Source organism: Micromonospora sp. NPDC047548, assembly GCF_040642975.1.
GTDB lineage: Bacteria > Actinomycetota > Actinomycetes > Mycobacteriales > Micromonosporaceae > Micromonospora.
The window spans coordinates 20,475-37,344 of sequence record NZ_JBEYTI010000050.1 but is presented as its reverse complement, the minus strand read 5'-3'; the positions used below and the strand labels follow the sequence as shown (position 1 = coordinate 37,344).

Sequence of the window (16,870 nt, the reverse complement as noted above, 5' to 3'; positions counted from 1 at the left end):
CAGACTGCCGGTCCAGGACTCCAGCGCGGCCACCACGGCCGGGCGGAGAGCGAATTATCCGAACCGCTCAACAATGAGCAAAAAGTAGGAAGCAGATGCAGGTAGTCAGCCAGCGGCTACAGATAGAGCAGCGTGTTAGGAAACCGTTGCTCTACCAGGTCCTGTCCAAGTGGCGGCTGACCCCGGCGAGCGGACCGGCGGGCCCACCGCGGGCAGCACCTCGCGGACGCCCGACCGGGGCAGCTGATGATCGGTCTACATAAGAGTCACTATGGTGTCTCCCCAGAGCCAAAGCATGGTTAGTTGATCTTTCGTTTCCCCTGGTCAGGGGCGGGTGTCCTGGTGGCGGTGAGGGGGCGGTGAACGAGCGCGGCCTTCCTCTGTAGACGATGACGGTTCTTCACGCCAGCCGTCGTCTGCAAAGAAAGGCCGCTCGTGTCAGTCTCGCATGCTGTTCTCGGTGTCGTCATGGAAGAGCGTGGTGAGGTGAACGCCGGGCAGGTAGCGGCGCTGGCGGAGGTGTTCGGGCAGGTCACCGATCCGCGTAAGGCGCGGGGTGTGCGTCATCCGCTCGCTGCGGTGTTGACGGTGCTGACGTTGGCGTTGCTGTGCGGGGCGCGTAACTTCCGGCAGGCCGCGGACCGGACGGGTGAGTTGCCGCAGGTGTTGCTGGTCGCGGCGGGCGCCCGCAGGCATCCGGTCCTGGGGATCCGGATCCCGCCGGGCCGGGACACGCTGCGTCGGCTGGTCGAGGCCGTGGACGCGGCCGTGGTGGACCGGCTGGTCTGCGCCTGGCTGGCCGCCCGGCTCGATGATCAGGGCGGGTGCGGGCTGGCGCTGGACGGCAAGACCATCCGCCACTCCGGCGGCGGTAGCGGCGTCGATGTGCAGTTGTTCTCCGCGATGCGGCACGACACCGCGGTGGTCGTCGCGCAGGTGCAGGTCCCGGCCGACACCACCGAGGTCACCCAGATCCGTGCCCTGCTGGAGACGATCGAGGTGACCGGGATGGTCGTCACCGCTGACGCCGCTCATCCCAGCAGCGACACCGCCGGCTACCTGCGCACACGAGACGCGGACTACGTGTTCACCGTCAAAGGCAACAAACCCGCTCTGCTGGCCGGGATCACCGGCCGGCTACCCACGGCCACCATGGACACCTGCACGCACACCAGCACCGAACGCCGCAGCGGCCACCGCATCACCCGCACGATGTGGACCGCACCCGCCACCGGCATCGACTTCCCCGGCGCGGTCCAGGTCTTCCGGCTCCGCCGCGACGTCTACGCCCCCGACGGGCAACGCGTCAGCAAACAGATCGTCCATGGGATCACCAGCCTGACCAGCAGCGCCGCCACCCTCGCCAGCCATATCAGGACACACTGGTGGATCGAGAACAAAGTTCACTGGGTGCGCGACGTCCTGTTCGGCGAGGACACCCACCACGCCTACCTCGGCGCCGTCGCACACACCATGGCCGCGCTACGCAACCTCGCCATCGCCCTGATCAGACTCGCCGGACACACCAAGATCAAACGCGTCATGGAACGTCACCACGCTGACAAGATGCTCATCCCCGCCCTGCTCAACGCATCCCGATCATGATCAACCGACTTTGCTTCGGCTCCTGATGAGTGCATGCAGGTAGGCATGGTGCCTCACGTGCGGGTCGTTGGCCGGTTACGGTCAGGAGTAACGCCGACGGCTGATCTACGTGTCCAATTCGGTAGGCGGGTTCCTTGCTGGTCTCACGTTCTCCGACAAGGATTCGAACCTGCGACACACGGTTTAGGAATTCTCGGCCCTGCGCATCACACGGCCCGGCCACCTGCTGTTGCCGCTGGCGAGAGCCCTCCCCTGCCCTCAGTCGTTAACCGTCGTTACCCGTCGGCGACCGCCGGATCGGGCACGCAACGGGCACGTGGCGTCCTCTACCGAGACGTCTCGCTTACAAGCTCTGTGCGTCGCGTCCGCATGCGTCCGGCAACGGCTGCCCGCTCGGAGCCTCGTCCCGTGCCAGCGCGCGCCAGTGTGCCGCCGTCCGGTGGCGTTGCTGTCAGCGTTGCTGTCGATAGCCGTTCCGCCGGCGACCCGGGCCGCCCCTCATCGGGGAGCCGGGTAGGTGCTGTCGACGAGCGAGGTTCGGCAGGGAACAGCGTCGGTGGGGCAATCTGCTGTGCACGGCTTATTGGCAAGCCTTCACACCCGGAGCCAAGGCCCTCCCTGCCCCGTGATGCTTTAGCCGCCGCTCATCAAGCTCGACGGCGACTACCACGTCGGCGGTGACTCGATACCGCCTCCGGCCCCAAAGTTGGTGATAGGGATCGTTGATTCGTCCACGATGTTCCAGCCGCTTCCGCTGAGAACACGGTAGTCGGTGTCACGGGTCCGCTCATGCCACCGCTCAAGGTACTGATCCTCAGCCTTTCCTGGTTGGGAAACCCTCAGGACAGCGTCGAAGGCGTCTCCGATCGCATCGGAGATCGCGTCGGGATCGTCAGCAGCACTGAAGGTGAAGGAGACATGCGATGGGTCTTCGGCAAGCAAGTGGATGAGCAGTGGTCGGACGGACACCATGCCGCTGTCGTGCCACAGGCGCCGAATGTCAACTGTCCGTCGGCGCATGAAGAAGCTGGCGTGCCATAGGATGCCCTGGGCCTGAGCGAGAGTTTCCGGGTGTGGCGCCCAAGGGCGGCGGCTAGTACTTAACATCAGGGTCATCTCGTACTGGCGCTCAGCGTGCTCCAACAGCCGCTGTGCGGTGGGGTGCTCTCCGCGAATCCATCCGCGGGTCACAGGGTCAGCGTTCTTCTGCTCATTGATCAAACGCCGGCGGTTGTATGAGGCGAGGGCGATGAAGGTGCCGCGTTCAAGATCACGGAGGGTTTGCTCCAGCCGGCCTAGGTCGTCCTCATGGGGCCTGCGCAGATGGCCTATGCGGTGCCGGATGCGTTTAAGCTCATCCTGCCGGCCGTTCCAAGATCGCTGCTCAAGCAAGGCGTACCCGAACTGGTCCCAATGGCGACCCATCACATCGACCAGCTGACTGTAGTCGAGGTACGCGAGCGGGTTGTCGTTGTCCGCACCGGACATATGGGTAAAGACCGCATCTTGTTCTTGCCGTCCAAATGCGGCCTTGACGGCGTCGACCCAGGCGGCTCCATAACGGGCTCGCAACTCGACGTAGGCCAACTCGCGTAGCCAAGTCTCAATCTGCCACCACCGGGCATAAAGCGCCAAAGACTGTGGCGGCATCTGGTCGATCACTGCTGCTCGCAGCGCGCGAGAGATCTGAGGGTCGTCCCATGGCTCGGCCCGCGCCGGATCCGGCTCGTCGTGTGCCTCCGCATCGACGCTCTCCAAGCGCAGTCGCGGGGCCCCGTCGTGAGCGGAAGCTTGCGTCGGCAGGTGTAGGTGAACAACAGAAGCAGACGTGCCGACGTCAGCCGGGCGAGTCAACCGATCCCGCACCTGCCAGTACGCCAGCATCGACTTGGCACCGGCGAACTCTCGGACGGAGCGCGTCACGAGAAACCTGCGGTCATCTCCGTCACCGCCGTAGCCTCCGCACCAGGGTTCCAGGTCGACCACCGACAGCACCTGCCGCAGCACCGTCTGTCCGTGACTGCCTGGATGGACCGCCACTGAGCGTTGAGCCGCCTCGAACGAGAACCATGGCTGCTCGCCCGACGTGTAGTCCCACCCCCGTTCCAGCATCACCGCGTATTGCACAAGCAGCATGAACGTCCTGACGTGATCGCCACCGGTCGCGCAGTCGGCGATACCACCGATGGTCAGGCGAAGCCGTTGGTCAGGAGACGGGAGCATGCTTCCGCGCGATTCGATCCCCCGGACGAGTCCAGGCGTCAACTCGATCCGGGCGTCCTCGAATCGCGTGCCGCCAACGTACAGCTTTTGGTCAACTTCGGCCCAAGTCGGCCAAACCTGACGGGCGCAAAAGTGCTCCCAAATTGTGGCGATCAGCAAGGCGGCTCTGTCGCCCCCAGCTGATAGAAGCGGAGACGTCTCGTTCGTCTGCTGCTGCATGGCCCTCCTCGTTCCTGCTGACACCAGCAGAGCATGGCAGGAGCTTCCGCATCAACGGCGCCCCTCTGTTCAAGCCAAGCAGCCGACACACGGTTTAGGAACGCAGTAGCGCTTGCTGGGGTACCCCTCGCCCTAGCAGGACATGCGCCCTACGACACCCTGGCGGCATGCTCGATCATCCCGCGCACGTTCTGGGATCTTGTCGCACGACCCCTTTTTGCCGGTGTCTTGTGCCCCCTGTGCGCCCCAGAAGGCGATCAGAAGTGGACGTGTCCCACAGGCAGGGGGCGGGCTACTACTACCCCAACTCCGTACGCCCAGATCGTCTCGGTTAGCGCTGCTACTACCCTGCGGAACCTTGATCTCGGGGGTTTGTTTCGATCGCGCATGGCTTCTCCTTCCTCCTCCGGGGCCGCCTTGTTCTGATCATGAACGAGGCGCACCAGAGTGAGGGCGAGGAGCAGCCCGGCCACCGCCTGTACTTCGGGTGGGAATTGCACCCACGCCTCCCCCACCTGCGGGACACGTCCTCGTTGAGGGTAGAGGGCCATTGCAAGCCGCCGAGAATCTGTCGGGATCTCGTCACTTGGCGTGGGGCCAGTTCGCCGCCACCTGCACCCCACGTGAGCGAGATCGATGGCATAGTGCCGCCAGGACTGACCGGTGGAGGCTCATGTGACTGACGTGACGCGTGACCACGACGACGAGCCCATGACTGACGTTGAGCTCCAGGACGCGGCACAGCACCTTGGAGAGCGCTTCGAAGATCACGACAAGCGGTTTCTAGCGCTGATGACGGCACAGGAGCGGGCTGCTCACTACCAAGCACTGTGGATGCTCTACCAACATGTCGACCGCATCTGGGAAGCACCGAAGAGGGCTGGAGGTCCCCACCCTGTGGAACTCGGCGACTACGGAGCAGTCGCGGGGCTGCGGGACCTCTTCGATCAGCTCCTCAGCCACGTCCAAGACGTGCAGTGCACCGTGGAGGACGAGTCGGGGCGGTACCGGGCTCGCATGGTCGTCGAGGATCTAGGAAGCTGAGCCGGTCTACAGCGTGAAACTGTATATGGACGAGTCGGGGAATGGAAACGCATCGCAGCCACTGATCGTGGGCGCGGTCGAAATCCACGAGGATCCTGAGGAGATAGAACGACGCATCCAGGAACTTTTCCGCCGCTTGTCTGCTCGGCGGAGCCTTGACGGACTTCCTAGTTTCGAGGACTTCCGGAAGCATGGATTCCACGCTTCGAGCGATCCGATCGAGATTTCGGTTCCCTTCTTAGAACTCATGCAAGACCTTGCCTTCAGGGCGTATATCGTAGTTACTGACAGGACTAACCCTAAAGCCGGAGGCACCGAATTAGAGAAGCTTGAGTTCATGTACCAGCACCTACTAGGCGACATACTGATTCGCCATCGAGAACGATCGGAATTGCTCTGTTACATTGAGCAAAACGACAGCCTCGGCCGGCTTGTGTCAAAGCTACCTGAGAGTGCGGTCCGTCGAGCATACGAGAAGCTTGGGCGCCCGGCACGCCTGCCTCGACTGGACGTCGTGATGGCGACCAAAACACAGGCCATGTCGATGGCTATCATTGACTATATTATGATGGCGGCAAGTAGGTGGGTCCGGAAGGGCCACAGTACGGACCCAGCAGATCGGATCTACCGAGGCTTCCGCGAAGTTGAGCCGTTCATCTCAACTTTATACTCTTTGGAACACGGCTTGATCTCCAGCCGCAAACTGCCACTTCATTGACGTGTGGTATGCTGCCTGGTTAAGCAGGGCCGCAGTCAACTTTGTGCGCGAGTCCGCGTGCGTTGCAGCATAGTTCTTGGACAGGGACTGCGGCCCTGCTCCTGCTTTTGAAGGGCGGGAGGCCGAATAATGCCTTTCTCGATCCACGATCTCGCGCAACACTCAGGCGTCTCGCTTCGGCTACTTGAGCTGCTTTCCGAGCGCCTTCCCACTGGTTCGGGACGCCTCTTCAAGACTCAGTCGTTCCGCAAGAAGCGTGGAGGCTTGCGCGAGATAGTCACACCCGGTCCGGGGCTCGACATGGTTACCAAAAACCTGCATCGCAGCTTTTCCACGGTACTGCCGTATAGCCCACCCGATCACGTGCATGGATTCGTTCAGAGGCGGTCGACACTTAGCAACGCGTCTGCACACCTTGACAAATCGTGCATACTACGTGTCGACCTCGAAGACTTCTTCCCCTCGATTAATTCGGAACAGTTAGAATCTGCCCTGCAAAGCCAGGGATACGACGAAAAGGCAGCAAGCCTCGCCGTTAGCGTTGTCACTATAGCCGGCAAGCTTCCAATTGGGCTTAGCACATCACCATTCTTGTCGAATCTCGTCTTCGAAGACACGGATCGGCTTCTCGCACAGTATGCCGAAGCGGAGGGCCTGACCTTTACCCGATACGTAGATGACCTGGCATTTTCCGGCGAGGTGACTGACCGCCACTTTACGGCCATCGAGAGGATTCTGGACGACGCTGGCTGGTCCATTAATGCGAGTAAGACCGCTTACATGCGGAGGGGCGGCCCCCAGTACGTGACCGGGCTTTATGTGGGGGCGGCGGATCGTCCTCGCATTCCTCGCGCAACAAAGCGTCGCATGCGATGGATCGCGCATATCATATCAAAGTTCGGCTATGACGCTTATATGGCGGATTTCGGCGGAGAGAACGCCGATATGTTTCCTCAGCGCCTGATGGGCTGGGCCTGCTACATTGCGGCGGTCGAGCCAGAGCTGGGGTACCCGATGCTGCGCGCCTTCCACGACCAACTTCCAGTTCAATACAATCCCCATGGCGATGCCTGGCTCGCAATCATGAATGATATAGATTAGCCATCATCGTTCGACTTCATGTGCATCAATGCCGTCAATAGAAATGTGCTTCTTCGCATTGGCGAGCCTGTGGGGTGCCAAATCCTGGCTCCTGGGTCTGACCTGGGCCTTACGCGGCGCGTTCGTATTCGTTGATGAGCCCGCCGAGGACGGGTCGGCGTTTGATCCGTTCGTGGTTCAGGTCGATGACGGGGCGGTCGGAGCGTGGGGGTTGCAACTGCAGCGCCCGGTGTGGCCGTCGACCGTTGTAGTGCCGGGCGTATTCGCCGAGCGTTCGGTGTAGGTGTCGTTCGCCGAGGATGAGCATGCGGTCGGTGACCTCGGTGCGGGCGGTGAGCACGAATCTTTCCGCGTAGGCGTTGGCTCGCGGGCTGCGCGGTGGAATCTTGCACACGGTGATGCCGGCGTCGGCCAGCACGGCGTCGAATGCAGCGGTGAACTGTCCGGCTCGGTCCCGGATGAGGACGGTGAACTGGTCGGCGCGTTCGCCGAGGTCCATGAGCAGGTTGCGGGCCTGCTGGACCGTCCACGGCCCGTCCGGGTTGGCGGTGATGCCGAGGATATGGACGTAGCGGCTGCCGATTTCTATCACGAAGAAGACGTACAGGCGTTGGAGGGTGAGTGCGCAGTCGACATGGAAGAAGGCGCAGGCGAGCAATGGTCGACGCCTGGGTGGAAAGGAAGCGCCGCCAGGTGGTGTGATCGCGGCGCACGGGCGCTGGTGGTATGCCGAGTCGTTGGAGGATCCGGCGGATGGTGGACGCGCTCACGTGGTGGCCGAGGCCGCGTAGTTCGCCGACAGGTGTTGCGGGTAGTCGCCCGTCCGGTCGACCAGATCGTAGTCGGACGCGCCGAGATCGCCGCCGCCAACGATCCGCACTGGCGGCTCGTCGTCGTCGACGGCTCCGCCCTCATCGAGTACGACGGCATCCAAGCTCTCGATCACGCCGAACCCATCACCTACGCGATTCCCTCGCCACAACACCACGCGATGGGATGACCGCTCGCCACCAGCCCGAACGCGGTCGAACTTTTGGTCGACCGGTACCTGTCCGGCAATTCGACGTCACCTCGCACTCGATGAGGCCTCTTCCAAGCTGCCTGCCGTCGACCTACGGCTGAAACTAACCCGCGGCGTCGTTGTCCACTTCAGCCGTCGGATGTGCCGGGGCTGTTGGAACGCTCTGGCCGGCTCGTCGTTTCAGCCTGTTCGCCGGCAGAACGTCGCAGCTCAAAGAGGCTCCAGCTGTTCTCTTCGGTCGCCGGGCTCACAGGCCGCGAAGGTATTTGAGAACTTCCAGGGCGAGTGTCATGGTCGCGCCGAAGGCCGCGCCACCCGCGATGACCGCCGTGGAAGGATCAACTCCGCTGTGGTGGAACAGCACGGCTGCGACGACTCCGACGCCGCCGGATATCGCTACCGCAGCCGCGACGGACCGGTGCTCGCGGGAGAGCTTGCGCCTATTCATCGGGCGCCACCGAAGAGCCTGCGGACTACCACGTCGCGAGTCTCGACGACCCGGGCGGCTAGGTCGCGCGCGGCCGCAGCCTCCTCGTCAAGTGCGCCCAGCGCTGCGACCAGCGACTGCTGCCGAGCCAGCGGCGGCAACGGAACCTCCATCGCCGCGACGTCCGCTGCGGTCACATATGCGGTTACGGTAGCCCGTGCGAACGTCTTCATCCCCTCCATGCCCGCTGCGGAGCGCAGATATGCGTACAGGTAGTAGGGGTTGAGGACGCTGGGGTCTAGGACCCGCAGGCGCAGCAGGTTTGTGCTCAGGAGCCAGTCCGACTCGGCCGGCCGCACGAGGGCGGGCGCGGTGAGTGCCCCGGTCCGCACGCAGAGCACGTCGTCCGCGCGTAGCCAGTAGTCCTTCAATGCCTCGGCGGTCGTTCGCGGGGCTCGCGGCGGTTTGTCCGCCACGATTCTCCCGTCGCGCAGGTGCCGCGGCAGGACGATGGGCACTCCCTGCTCGTCGGATCGCTCTTCAGCTCGCAGCCGCGAGTATGAATAGCCCGCCTTGACGTCGCAGACGTCGCCAAGACGGACGATCTGTGCGCCGAGCGGCTGGGAAGCGACGACCGCTGCCTCCTCGGCCGCCGCTCGGCAGTGGAGGGCCCGCGAGTAAGTCGCGCCCAGGCCGGCGCGGGCACCGTCGGCGTCGACGGATGGAAGCCTTGTCGGGCCTGGTAGGTACTCCGCCGGGTTGAGCGAGTAGGACTCCGGCCGGATGACGGCCTTGGTGACGGCAGCACTCAGGCCCTCGATGCCCGGGTGTGGCCGACCGACCGCGCGGTCGGCAAGGAACGACCGCCACCCTCTCAGGATGCTGGCCTGGCCAGCCTCATCGAGCAGCGTGCGGCCATCGCGTGGCACACCGAGGTTCGCCGCGTCGACGAACAGGATCGGCTGGTCCGACCCGGGCGCCCGCCGGACGATCCAGACGCTGGTTGCAACGGACATGCCAGCGTACAGGCCGGGTGGGAGAGCGATGACCGCTTCCACCATGGAGTCCTCGACCAGTCTGCGGCGGATTTCCCGCTCGCGGGCATTGGTTGAGACGGCGGCTATCCGCGGCATGATGATCGCAGCCCGGCCGTCGTCGCTCAATTGCTCGATGCAATGCAGGAGCCAGCGAAAGGCGGATCGGGCCGGCGGTGGCGGGAATGGCTGCCAGTCGGTGTTGGGGCGCCGGTCGAGCCACGAGTCGCTTCCAAACGGCGGATTGGCGAGGACGTGCGTGACGGTTGCGCGCCGAGCTCGTTCCGCCGGACGCAGGTCGGCTGTTCCCCCCAGGGCCAGCAGCGTAAGTCCGGAGAGGCTTAGAGCCGTGGCGTTGGGGCCGAGCCCGTGCAGGCGCAGGCCGTCCGGCCTGGTCGCCACGCCGGCGGCAGCGATGAGCAGCTCGCCAGCGCGCAAGTACGGGTCGTAAACGGACTCGGCAGTATCGTCGATCACCGCCTCGGCAAGCAGGGCCGCAACCGCGCGCGGGGTGAGGAACGCGCTCGGGGGCAGAGCGGCGTCGTACGCGTCGACGAGGGCTTGCACGTTCGCAGCGCCGAGCTCCGAGCAGCGGGCCATGAGGCCCCGGACCTCAGGGACGCTTTCCGGGGTCAACCGCCGCAATGCGGCGAAGACCTCGGGCGAGACGCCGTGACGCAGCGCCGCCCTCTCGCCGGCTGTCGCGATGCGTTCGATGAGCCATCGCGCCCCTGCGGCCCCCGCATTCGGCGCAATCAGATCATTCAGCCCAGCCCAGCCGCGCGGATCCCGCTCGCGCAGAAAGATCAACGTGAGGCGCAGAATGAGGTTGTCGGCCTCAGCCGTCGCGGGATCGCCGGACAGCTTCATACCAGGCACATCCCTGGGCTCCGCTGCGGCGAGGCTCCGCCGGACTCGGTCGGCGTAGCTGCACTCGGTCCCGTCGTCGGCCCCACGGATCGAGCCGTGTACCTGCCGGGAGTCGAGCCACTCAAGCACCTCGGAAAGCGCGAAGCGGCCATCCCCACTAGGACGTGGGAAGTCGCGGCGTTTGGCCCACGAGGTCACCGCCGCGCGGCTGACCCCGGCCAGCCTGGAAATCTCTGAACGCTTGACGTGCTGCATCTCTCTCCCCGACTCATCGCAAAGGACTCCGTCGAAGGTAGACGGCGCGGAGACACGTGCCAAGTGTGAGCACCCGCCAGTGCGCTAGGCCTTCCTCTTGGCGACAGAGTCGTGACCTGGGATTCTAAAGAGGTGGACTGCGCTACTCCGGGCACGAAATTTATTTCGTTAACTCCATAGGTGTTAACGTCCATGGGATGAACTCTGGCCCTAGCGACCGGGTGAGATGCACGGCGCTGGCCGTGTCCGGCCAAGCGCTCAGCGTTGGTAACGATGCAGCTGGTGACGTAGGGCAACGTCCTACTGCACCTGGAAATAGCGCCCGGATCGCGGCCCCGGCGATCCCCTCGCCCACGGCGTACGACAGCGGCGAGCCTGACGTCAGCGGGCGATTGCTCAAGGCGCCGCACTGCCCGGCCGAGGCAGATGACGTCATCCGCGGCCCCGATGGTGGAACATTATTCGATCCACCCGCAGGATCACCCCGCGCCTGTCCGCACGCGGGTGTGTCAGTCGCCCCAGCACAAGTCGCGTAGGCATGCTCGGTCCACAACCCGCGAATCCACTTGCACACGGCGCCCGCGGGCGCCGATGATGCACCCTCGACCTCTACCGTGGATATCAGATGCGCAACTCGTTGATGGACCGGGCACCTGGCAATCAGATCGACGTCATCCTGACCCACCCTCATCATCAGCAGACGCTGCGCACCATGATCGAGTTGATCGCCGACCTGCGACGCTGTCAGCTGGCGGCGGACCTCTACGAGTTCCAAGAGCGGCTGTTCCGGTTGGTGCTAGACGTCGAACGGCGCCGCAGCGAGATCAGCCGCGTCGTCAAGCGACTCAAGAAGCCCGGCGGCACAGTGCCGCGCGGTGCGCCCGACCTCGGCACTGGGCTCGACCCGTCGGACCTCGATTCGTGGCTGCTGGAAGACGAAGTCTTCGAGCGGATCTGGCGACAGCTCAAGTCGATCGGCGACGCCCTTGCCTGGCGGGCGTTCGGGTATGACCGTCGCGTCATCGTGGCTCTGTCCCGAAACGCCTCCCCTGGGCTGATGCAGGGCAAGGAGGGCTTGGCTAAAGAGCGCGAGTTCATCCAGACGGCCTGGCGCGACAACGGCCAGTTCGTGCTGCACCACGACCTCACCGCCGCGTTGCGAGTCGGCGACCTCAGCGTGTTCTACGACGACGGCAGCGTTCTGCTTCACGAGGTCAAGACCAACAGCAACCGCCGAATCAAGAGGCAAGATCAGATTTTGATCGACACGTCGATGGTCCTGGCCGACAAGGCGACGCTGCTGCCCAGCGGCTTCACCCCCGTGCGCACGCGGATCCCGTTCGTCACGAATCTACGCGGGCTGGGTGAGGTGCTTGGGCTCGCCCACGAACGCACCGGCATCCAGGCAGGTGTCGTCTCGCCCGGTCGGGCCGTCGTCGCCGCAAGCCAATACACCGCCGCTCACCACTACCGCGAAGACACCTTCGGCGACCGTTTCTCGATCGAGCTCGGCCGCTCCCGGCGCAAGATCGGCATACGGTCCCCCGAGCACACTCTGAGTTTGACGAGCCTCGACTCGGCCGCCCGCTGGCCCACTCGGCCGCCGTGGGCTATCTATCCTGTGGCACCCGAGGTTGCCGCCAGCCTCATCGCCGATGCGATGTTCTTCTTCGTCTGTATGTCCCCTGACGTGATCATCAACCGGCTCGCCGATGCTGGTGTGCAAGCGGATTGGATTCAGCCGCTCGACGACTCCGCGGACTGGAGCAAACCGCTACTGCGCGTCGCGGCCACCAGCGGCAATCAGCTCTGGTTCACGTCGCTGAACCCGGAGGCCATCGCCAGTCTCATGCTGGAGTTCATCGACCTTCGCGCCTGGTGCCGGCAGGTGGCCCTGATGCTCACCGGTGATGTACCCACGGGTACCCGCCCGTGGCCATGCTTCACCGACGAGTACAAGGCCTGGGCATGACAGCTGCCCTTCAAATCGGGCGACGCCGTCGTCAAACCCTGGCGGCAGGCAGGCGGTGTTAGGAGTCCTCGACCGTCAACAGGCCGGGCGGCCCAACCGAGCAGGGAGAGACCACCGCAGGTCCAGAGACGGCCCGGCTCGTCGTTGAGCGGTCATGGCGGTCTCATCGTTCCCTGGCTCACCTGCGCGTACGGCCAGGTACGCGAGGTAGATCTATCGGATCCCCGGCGACCACGACGCGGTCGTGACGAGCGGTAGACCGAGCCGCATTCTCGCTGATCACCTACGGTCGGGGTGTGAACGTGCTGCTGCGCGGCGGGCCGGGTGACGGCCAGGTGCCCGGCGGTGGGGAGACCGTCGCGTGCAGGCCTGCCTATACAGGATAACGCCGGAGTTCGGCCCAGCGGCACGGGCGCGACGTGCGGATTTATCGGCACCGCCCCGACTGCTGTGACCCCATACGGTCGAGGCGCTGAGGACCGGTGCGAGTGACCCGCAGAGCCGGTTGTTCGCCACTCCACACCACCAGCTCGAACATGCGTACGATCACTTCGTGCAAGAGGTGGTCCTCGGGTTTCGCGGTTACGCGGTGGCCTGGGCCCAGGCCAGTTGGACGGCGTGGATTTCGTCGGGGGTGGGTTGGCGGGGCAGTTCGGGTTGATATTGGGCGGCGATCAGCACGCGCCGTAGCTTGACGATCATGTCCTGGTAGGACGCGCATCGCTTGGTGGCGTACCAGGGTGCGCGCTCACGCCGGTCGCGGACGACGTTCGGGTGGTGGCCGGCGAGGTGGTACCAGATGACCACGACGCTTTGGGTGTAGAGCCCGAACGGCACGGTGCGTTCGACCGCCCTGCGGGTGCGGTTGCGGGCCTCGCCAACGCCGGTGATCTGTTTGGCGTCTTCGAAGGCGACCTCGATGGCCCAGCGGGCTGCATAGCGCTCCACGATGACGCCAACCGGGGTGGTCAGGTCGGTGGTGACCAGCGTGAGGGCGGGTTTACCGGGTTCGACGATGACCAGCACCTGCACTGGGCGGGCACCGAACACGCCGCGCCACAGACACGTAAACGGGCCGCTGACCTGGCGAAACGCTGGCTTGATTCGTGAGCTGCCGTCGCATCTCGTCGTTGTGTCGTACTCGTGCGCGATACTGGGGCGCGCGCGGGCTACAGGTCTTGTGAGTAGGTGAAGGGGGCGCGATTGGCCAGGGGGAAGACGGTCACACAGTCGACGCTGATTGGCGAACTGGGGATCGCATTGATCCATCGCCGAGTGACCGAGATGGGGTACCTCTTCCATCCGCGACGTGTCGATCACGGTATCGACGGGCACATCGATCTCGTCGATCCGGCGAACTCGCAGGTGCTTAATTTGGTGCTCCTGGTGCAGAGCAAGGCGAGCAATTCCCGCTTTCCGTATGAGACTGAGGAGAGTTTCCAGTACACCTGCGACGAGGCCGACCTCGACTACTGGCTCAGCGGCAACGCCCCCGTCCTCCTCGTGATTTCGCATCCCGAGGAGGAAAAGGCCTGGTGGGTGGACGTCAAGGCCGAGTTCTCGGACCCGCAGCGGCGGCTGGAGCGCAGCGTCGTGATCGACAAGCGGACTCAGGCATTCGACAAGTCAGCCGCCCGCGCACTGCTGACGCGAGCTGTCCCGAAGTCGGCTGGCGTCTACCTGGCACCGGCGCCGAAGATCGAGGTACTGACCTCGAGCTTACTGCCCATTGTTGACTTCCCGGCCACGCTGTATCTCGCGCCTGCTGTCACCGGCAAGTACCCGGCCGCGGGTGCGCTGCTGGACGCCGAGCCCGCCCGCGGACGCAGCGGCTGGATCCTGCGCGACGGCCTGGTGGTCAGTTTCTCCGATCTGCGCCAACGGCCGCTAAACGTGCTCTGCGCCGGCGACGTCGAACGGCACGAGACCGCCGAATGGGCGAACAGCGACGACATCGACGTCAGGAACCGTTTCGCAGACCTGCTGCAGCGCGCGTTCCAGGCTGACCAGAGCGGACACCTGCGCTGGCACAAGGAACGCGATCACCTGCACTTCTTGCCCACGCGTGACCTCGGTGTGCGGCGGGAAGGCAAGGTCCCGGGCCGGCGCGGGCACACCGTGTTCAGCGCGTACCGCATGGAGGAGGACCCCGAGGCGGTGAGCTTTTATCGGCACGCGGCGATCACGACACGGTTCCGGCGCCTCGACGGCGTCTGGTACATGCAGGTCGGAACCGACTACTGCTTCACCTCAAACGGCCGCGACGAGTACCGGTTCGCCGACACCCTGCTCGCAGGCATCAAACGCCTGGACCGCCACCAGGCGGTCGCCGGATGGATGCGCACGTGGGAGACGTACCTGACGCAGGCACCGGACCTGTTCGCCCCTGAACATGCGCTGACGTTCGGCCGGTTCGTATCCTTCGAGGTCGATCGGGGCATCGTCGACAGCCTGTGGGGCCCCGCTCCCGTGCAGCCGCGCGACGACGAACCGGCTAACTCCGCCGCGCAGGAGAAGATTGACCAGGCGCTTGCCGGTATCGGCGTCGACCTGAACGACCTGTTCGCGCTCGACGACGACGCCGACAGCAACGATGAATTTCCTGCTGCGCTGGCGCCACCGCCACGGCGGGCCGACCGGAGTCGCCGCGCCGCATCGGACACCAAGGCAACGAGGGGGAAGCGATGATGCGCGCCGAGATCCTCGACGAGCCCGCCCTGGAGTTCGGCGGCGGAGCCCGTCACATCGACCCGCGGTTCGGCCTCACCGTCTACGGCCCCGCCGACCTAGGCAATCCGACAGCCCCCGTCGCCATCAGGGTCGGGCTCATCGGCCCAGCGGATCAGGCCGACGGCACCCGGCGCTGGTTCGAACGCTGCCGCAGCCCGATCGCCGCCAAGGACGAGCGCTACCCCCACCTGTTCCCGGCATTCCCCGGCTGCGACACCGACGCCGGCCTCTACACCCAGCTGACTTTCGCCGACCGCAACGTCCGCCAGATCACCGCACGGCAGCTCCGTGCACTCGAGGGCCGCACGGGAGCGGATACGGTAGGCGAAGCCGTGGACATCTACGCCAGTGAGATCGCCGCGATGGCTGAGGAACACCGGGTCGATGTGATCGTGGTCGCGCGCCCTGACGAACTGAACGACACCCGGGCCAAGACCCGCCGGTCGGGACGCCGCCGACCCAAGTCCGCTCCGGCGAGCGGCGGACTCGAAAACTTCCACGATCTACTCAAGGCACGCACTCTGCACCTCGGTATCCCGCTGCAGATCATCCGCCGTAGCACCTGGGACGAGGCGACCCCGCCCCCCAAAGGCCGGGGGCGCCAAGACGAGGCGACGCGGGCCTGGAACCTGCACATCGCGATGTACTACAAAGCCGGTGGTGTGCCATGGCGGCTGCAGCGCATCGCGACCGACTACACCACCTGCTACGTCGGTGTCTCGTTCTACCGTGCCGGCGACGGCACTCGCCTCGACACCGCGGTCGCGCACGTGTTCAACGAACGCGGCGACGGTGTGATCGTCCGCGGCGGCCAAGCCCACATCAGCGCCGAGGACAACCAGCCCCACCTTGCTGCGGCCGACGCCCACGACCTCCTTCAACGAGCCCTAAACACCTACCGCGCCGAACACAAGACGCTCCCGGCCCGGGTGGTCGTCCACAAATCATCCCGTTTCACTGCCGACGAGGTCGACGGCTTTGACGGAGCTGCCAACGCTCGCGATCTGGGCGCGCTCGATCTCATCTGGCTGACCGACAGCGAAGACGCCCAGCTGTTCCGGCCCGGCGCTGCCCCACCGCTACGCGGTACGTTCTTCACCCTCGGTGCCCACGAGCACGCGCTCTACACGAAAGCCAGCATCGAGTTCTACTCCACATACCCAGGAATGCATGTACCCCGACCGCTCGGAATACGACCAGCGTTACTGGCCGGTAACCCGCGGGACCTTGCCCTAGAGCTACTGGCCCTCAGCAAGATGAACTGGAATCAGGCCCAGCTTGACGGCCGCCTACCGATCACCCTGCGGACAGCCGAGCAGGTCAAAAAGATCCTCCGCTTCAGAGCGCCGTCAGATTCGATCGCCAGCCGTTACGCCCAGTACATGTGAGTACCCCGGCTTGTGCGAGGCCACGGCGTAGAAATCTGGATCCCCGGGACCGATGGACCCGCCGACCTCGACGACGTACCCGCCAGACACTCATCATGATGCCGGGTGCCCAGGCCAGACGCGAGGTCCAACGGGGCACGTTTCCGCACCACCACGACGATGCAGGCACCGGCCCGCGAATAGGGCCGCCACCTCGGCAGCCGGCCGCCCTACGGGTACCGGCTCGTTGATGCCGGACCCACCCAACCACGCACACGCCCAGT

Annotated in this window: 13 protein-coding genes and 1 pseudogene; 8 read left to right on the top strand and 6 right to left on the bottom strand. The window is 64.8% G+C overall.

What is annotated here, in order from left to right:
- Positions 1-468 precede the first annotated feature (468 nt).
- Entirely contained in the window at positions 469-1,605 is a 1,137-nt protein-coding gene (locus ABZ807_RS29075) for an ISAs1 family transposase (RefSeq protein WP_357164821.1), read from the top strand.
- A 663-nt stretch (positions 1,606-2,268) separates the two neighbouring features.
- Here ABZ807_RS29075 and ABZ807_RS29070 read toward each other — a convergent pair.
- Positions 2,269-4,047, bottom strand: a complete 1,779-nt coding sequence (locus ABZ807_RS29070; protein ID WP_357164818.1) for a hypothetical protein — start codon at positions 4,045-4,047, stop codon at positions 2,269-2,271.
- 675 nt (positions 4,048-4,722) lie between these two features.
- Here ABZ807_RS29070 and ABZ807_RS29065 point away from each other — a divergent pair.
- From ABZ807_RS29065 to ABZ807_RS29055, 3 genes are all read left to right on the top strand, one after another.
- A complete protein-coding gene (locus tag ABZ807_RS29065; RefSeq protein ID WP_357164815.1) occupies positions 4,723-5,091 on the top strand; it encodes a hypothetical protein in 369 nt (122 codons plus the stop codon).
- A gap of 25 nt (positions 5,092-5,116) precedes the next feature.
- Entirely contained in the window at positions 5,117-5,809 is a 693-nt protein-coding gene (locus tag ABZ807_RS29060) for a hypothetical protein (RefSeq protein ID WP_357164812.1), read from the top strand.
- Positions 5,810-5,938: 129 nt separating this feature from the next.
- A complete protein-coding gene (locus tag ABZ807_RS29055; protein WP_357164809.1) occupies positions 5,939-6,910 on the top strand; it encodes a reverse transcriptase family protein in 972 nt (323 codons plus the stop codon).
- Between the two features lie 109 nt (positions 6,911-7,019).
- On the opposite strand, the gene ABZ807_RS29050 is transcribed toward ABZ807_RS29055, so the two are convergent.
- From ABZ807_RS29050 to ABZ807_RS29035, 4 genes are all read right to left on the bottom strand, one after another.
- A complete protein-coding gene (locus ABZ807_RS29050) occupies positions 7,020-7,568 on the bottom strand; it encodes an integrase core domain-containing protein (protein ID WP_357164806.1) in 549 nt (182 codons plus the stop codon).
- Between the two features lie 108 nt (positions 7,569-7,676).
- Entirely contained in the window at positions 7,677-7,856 is a 180-nt protein-coding gene (locus ABZ807_RS29045) for a hypothetical protein (protein ID WP_357164803.1), read from the bottom strand.
- A gap of 322 nt (positions 7,857-8,178) precedes the next feature.
- Positions 8,179-8,379, bottom strand: coding sequence for a hypothetical protein (locus ABZ807_RS29040; RefSeq protein ID WP_357164800.1), 201 nt, complete (start codon positions 8,377-8,379; stop codon positions 8,179-8,181).
- Positions 8,376-10,517 (bottom strand): N-6 DNA methylase, encoded by a 2,142-nt coding sequence (locus tag ABZ807_RS29035; RefSeq protein WP_357164797.1) that lies wholly within the window; start codon positions 10,515-10,517, stop codon positions 8,376-8,378. Before ABZ807_RS29035 ends, ABZ807_RS29040 begins: the two co-directional genes overlap by 4 nt.
- 625 nt (positions 10,518-11,142) lie before the next feature.
- Here ABZ807_RS29035 and ABZ807_RS29030 point away from each other — a divergent pair.
- A complete protein-coding gene (locus ABZ807_RS29030; RefSeq protein WP_357164794.1) occupies positions 11,143-12,489 on the top strand; it encodes a hypothetical protein in 1,347 nt (448 codons plus the stop codon).
- Between the two features lie 296 nt (positions 12,490-12,785).
- Positions 12,786-12,981 (top strand): annotated as a pseudogene (locus ABZ807_RS29025) (hypothetical protein).
- Between the two features lie 90 nt (positions 12,982-13,071).
- Here the strand turns inward: ABZ807_RS29025 and ABZ807_RS29020 are convergent.
- Positions 13,072-13,521, bottom strand: a complete 450-nt coding sequence (locus ABZ807_RS29020; protein WP_357164791.1) for a hypothetical protein — start codon at positions 13,519-13,521, stop codon at positions 13,072-13,074.
- 171 nt (positions 13,522-13,692) lie between these two features.
- Between ABZ807_RS29020 and ABZ807_RS29015 the strand changes: the two genes are divergently transcribed.
- Both ABZ807_RS29015 and ABZ807_RS29010 read left to right on the top strand, forming a co-directional pair.
- Complete coding sequence (locus ABZ807_RS29015; RefSeq protein ID WP_357164788.1) at positions 13,693-15,177, top strand: DUF4365 domain-containing protein; 1,485 nt, start codon at positions 13,693-13,695, stop codon at positions 15,175-15,177.
- Positions 15,177-16,607, top strand: coding sequence for a hypothetical protein (locus ABZ807_RS29010; RefSeq protein ID WP_357164785.1), 1,431 nt, complete (start codon positions 15,177-15,179; stop codon positions 16,605-16,607). The genes ABZ807_RS29015 and ABZ807_RS29010 overlap by 1 nt, the downstream gene beginning before the upstream one ends.
- Positions 16,608-16,870: the final 263 nt, after the last annotated feature.

Excerpts from the sequence above, each read along its gene's own strand:
- ABZ807_RS29075 (WP_357164821.1), top strand. The coding sequence starts at position 469 with ATGGAAGAGCGTGGTGAGGTGAACGCCGGGCAGGTAGCGGCGCTGGCG.
- ABZ807_RS29070 (WP_357164818.1), bottom strand. The coding sequence starts at position 4,047 with ATGCAGCAGCAGACGAACGAGACGTCTCCGCTTCTATCAGCTGGGGGC.
- ABZ807_RS29060 (WP_357164812.1), top strand. The coding sequence starts at position 5,117 with ATGGACGAGTCGGGGAATGGAAACGCATCGCAGCCACTGATCGTGGGC.
- ABZ807_RS29055 (WP_357164809.1), top strand. The coding sequence starts at position 5,939 with ATGCCTTTCTCGATCCACGATCTCGCGCAACACTCAGGCGTCTCGCTT.
- ABZ807_RS29040 (WP_357164800.1), bottom strand. The coding sequence starts at position 8,379 with ATGAATAGGCGCAAGCTCTCCCGCGAGCACCGGTCCGTCGCGGCTGCG.
- ABZ807_RS29035 (WP_357164797.1), bottom strand. The coding sequence starts at position 10,517 with ATGCAGCACGTCAAGCGTTCAGAGATTTCCAGGCTGGCCGGGGTCAGC.
- ABZ807_RS29030 (WP_357164794.1), top strand. The coding sequence starts at position 11,143 with ATGCGCAACTCGTTGATGGACCGGGCACCTGGCAATCAGATCGACGTC.
- ABZ807_RS29010 (WP_357164785.1), top strand. The coding sequence starts at position 15,177 with ATGCGCGCCGAGATCCTCGACGAGCCCGCCCTGGAGTTCGGCGGCGGA.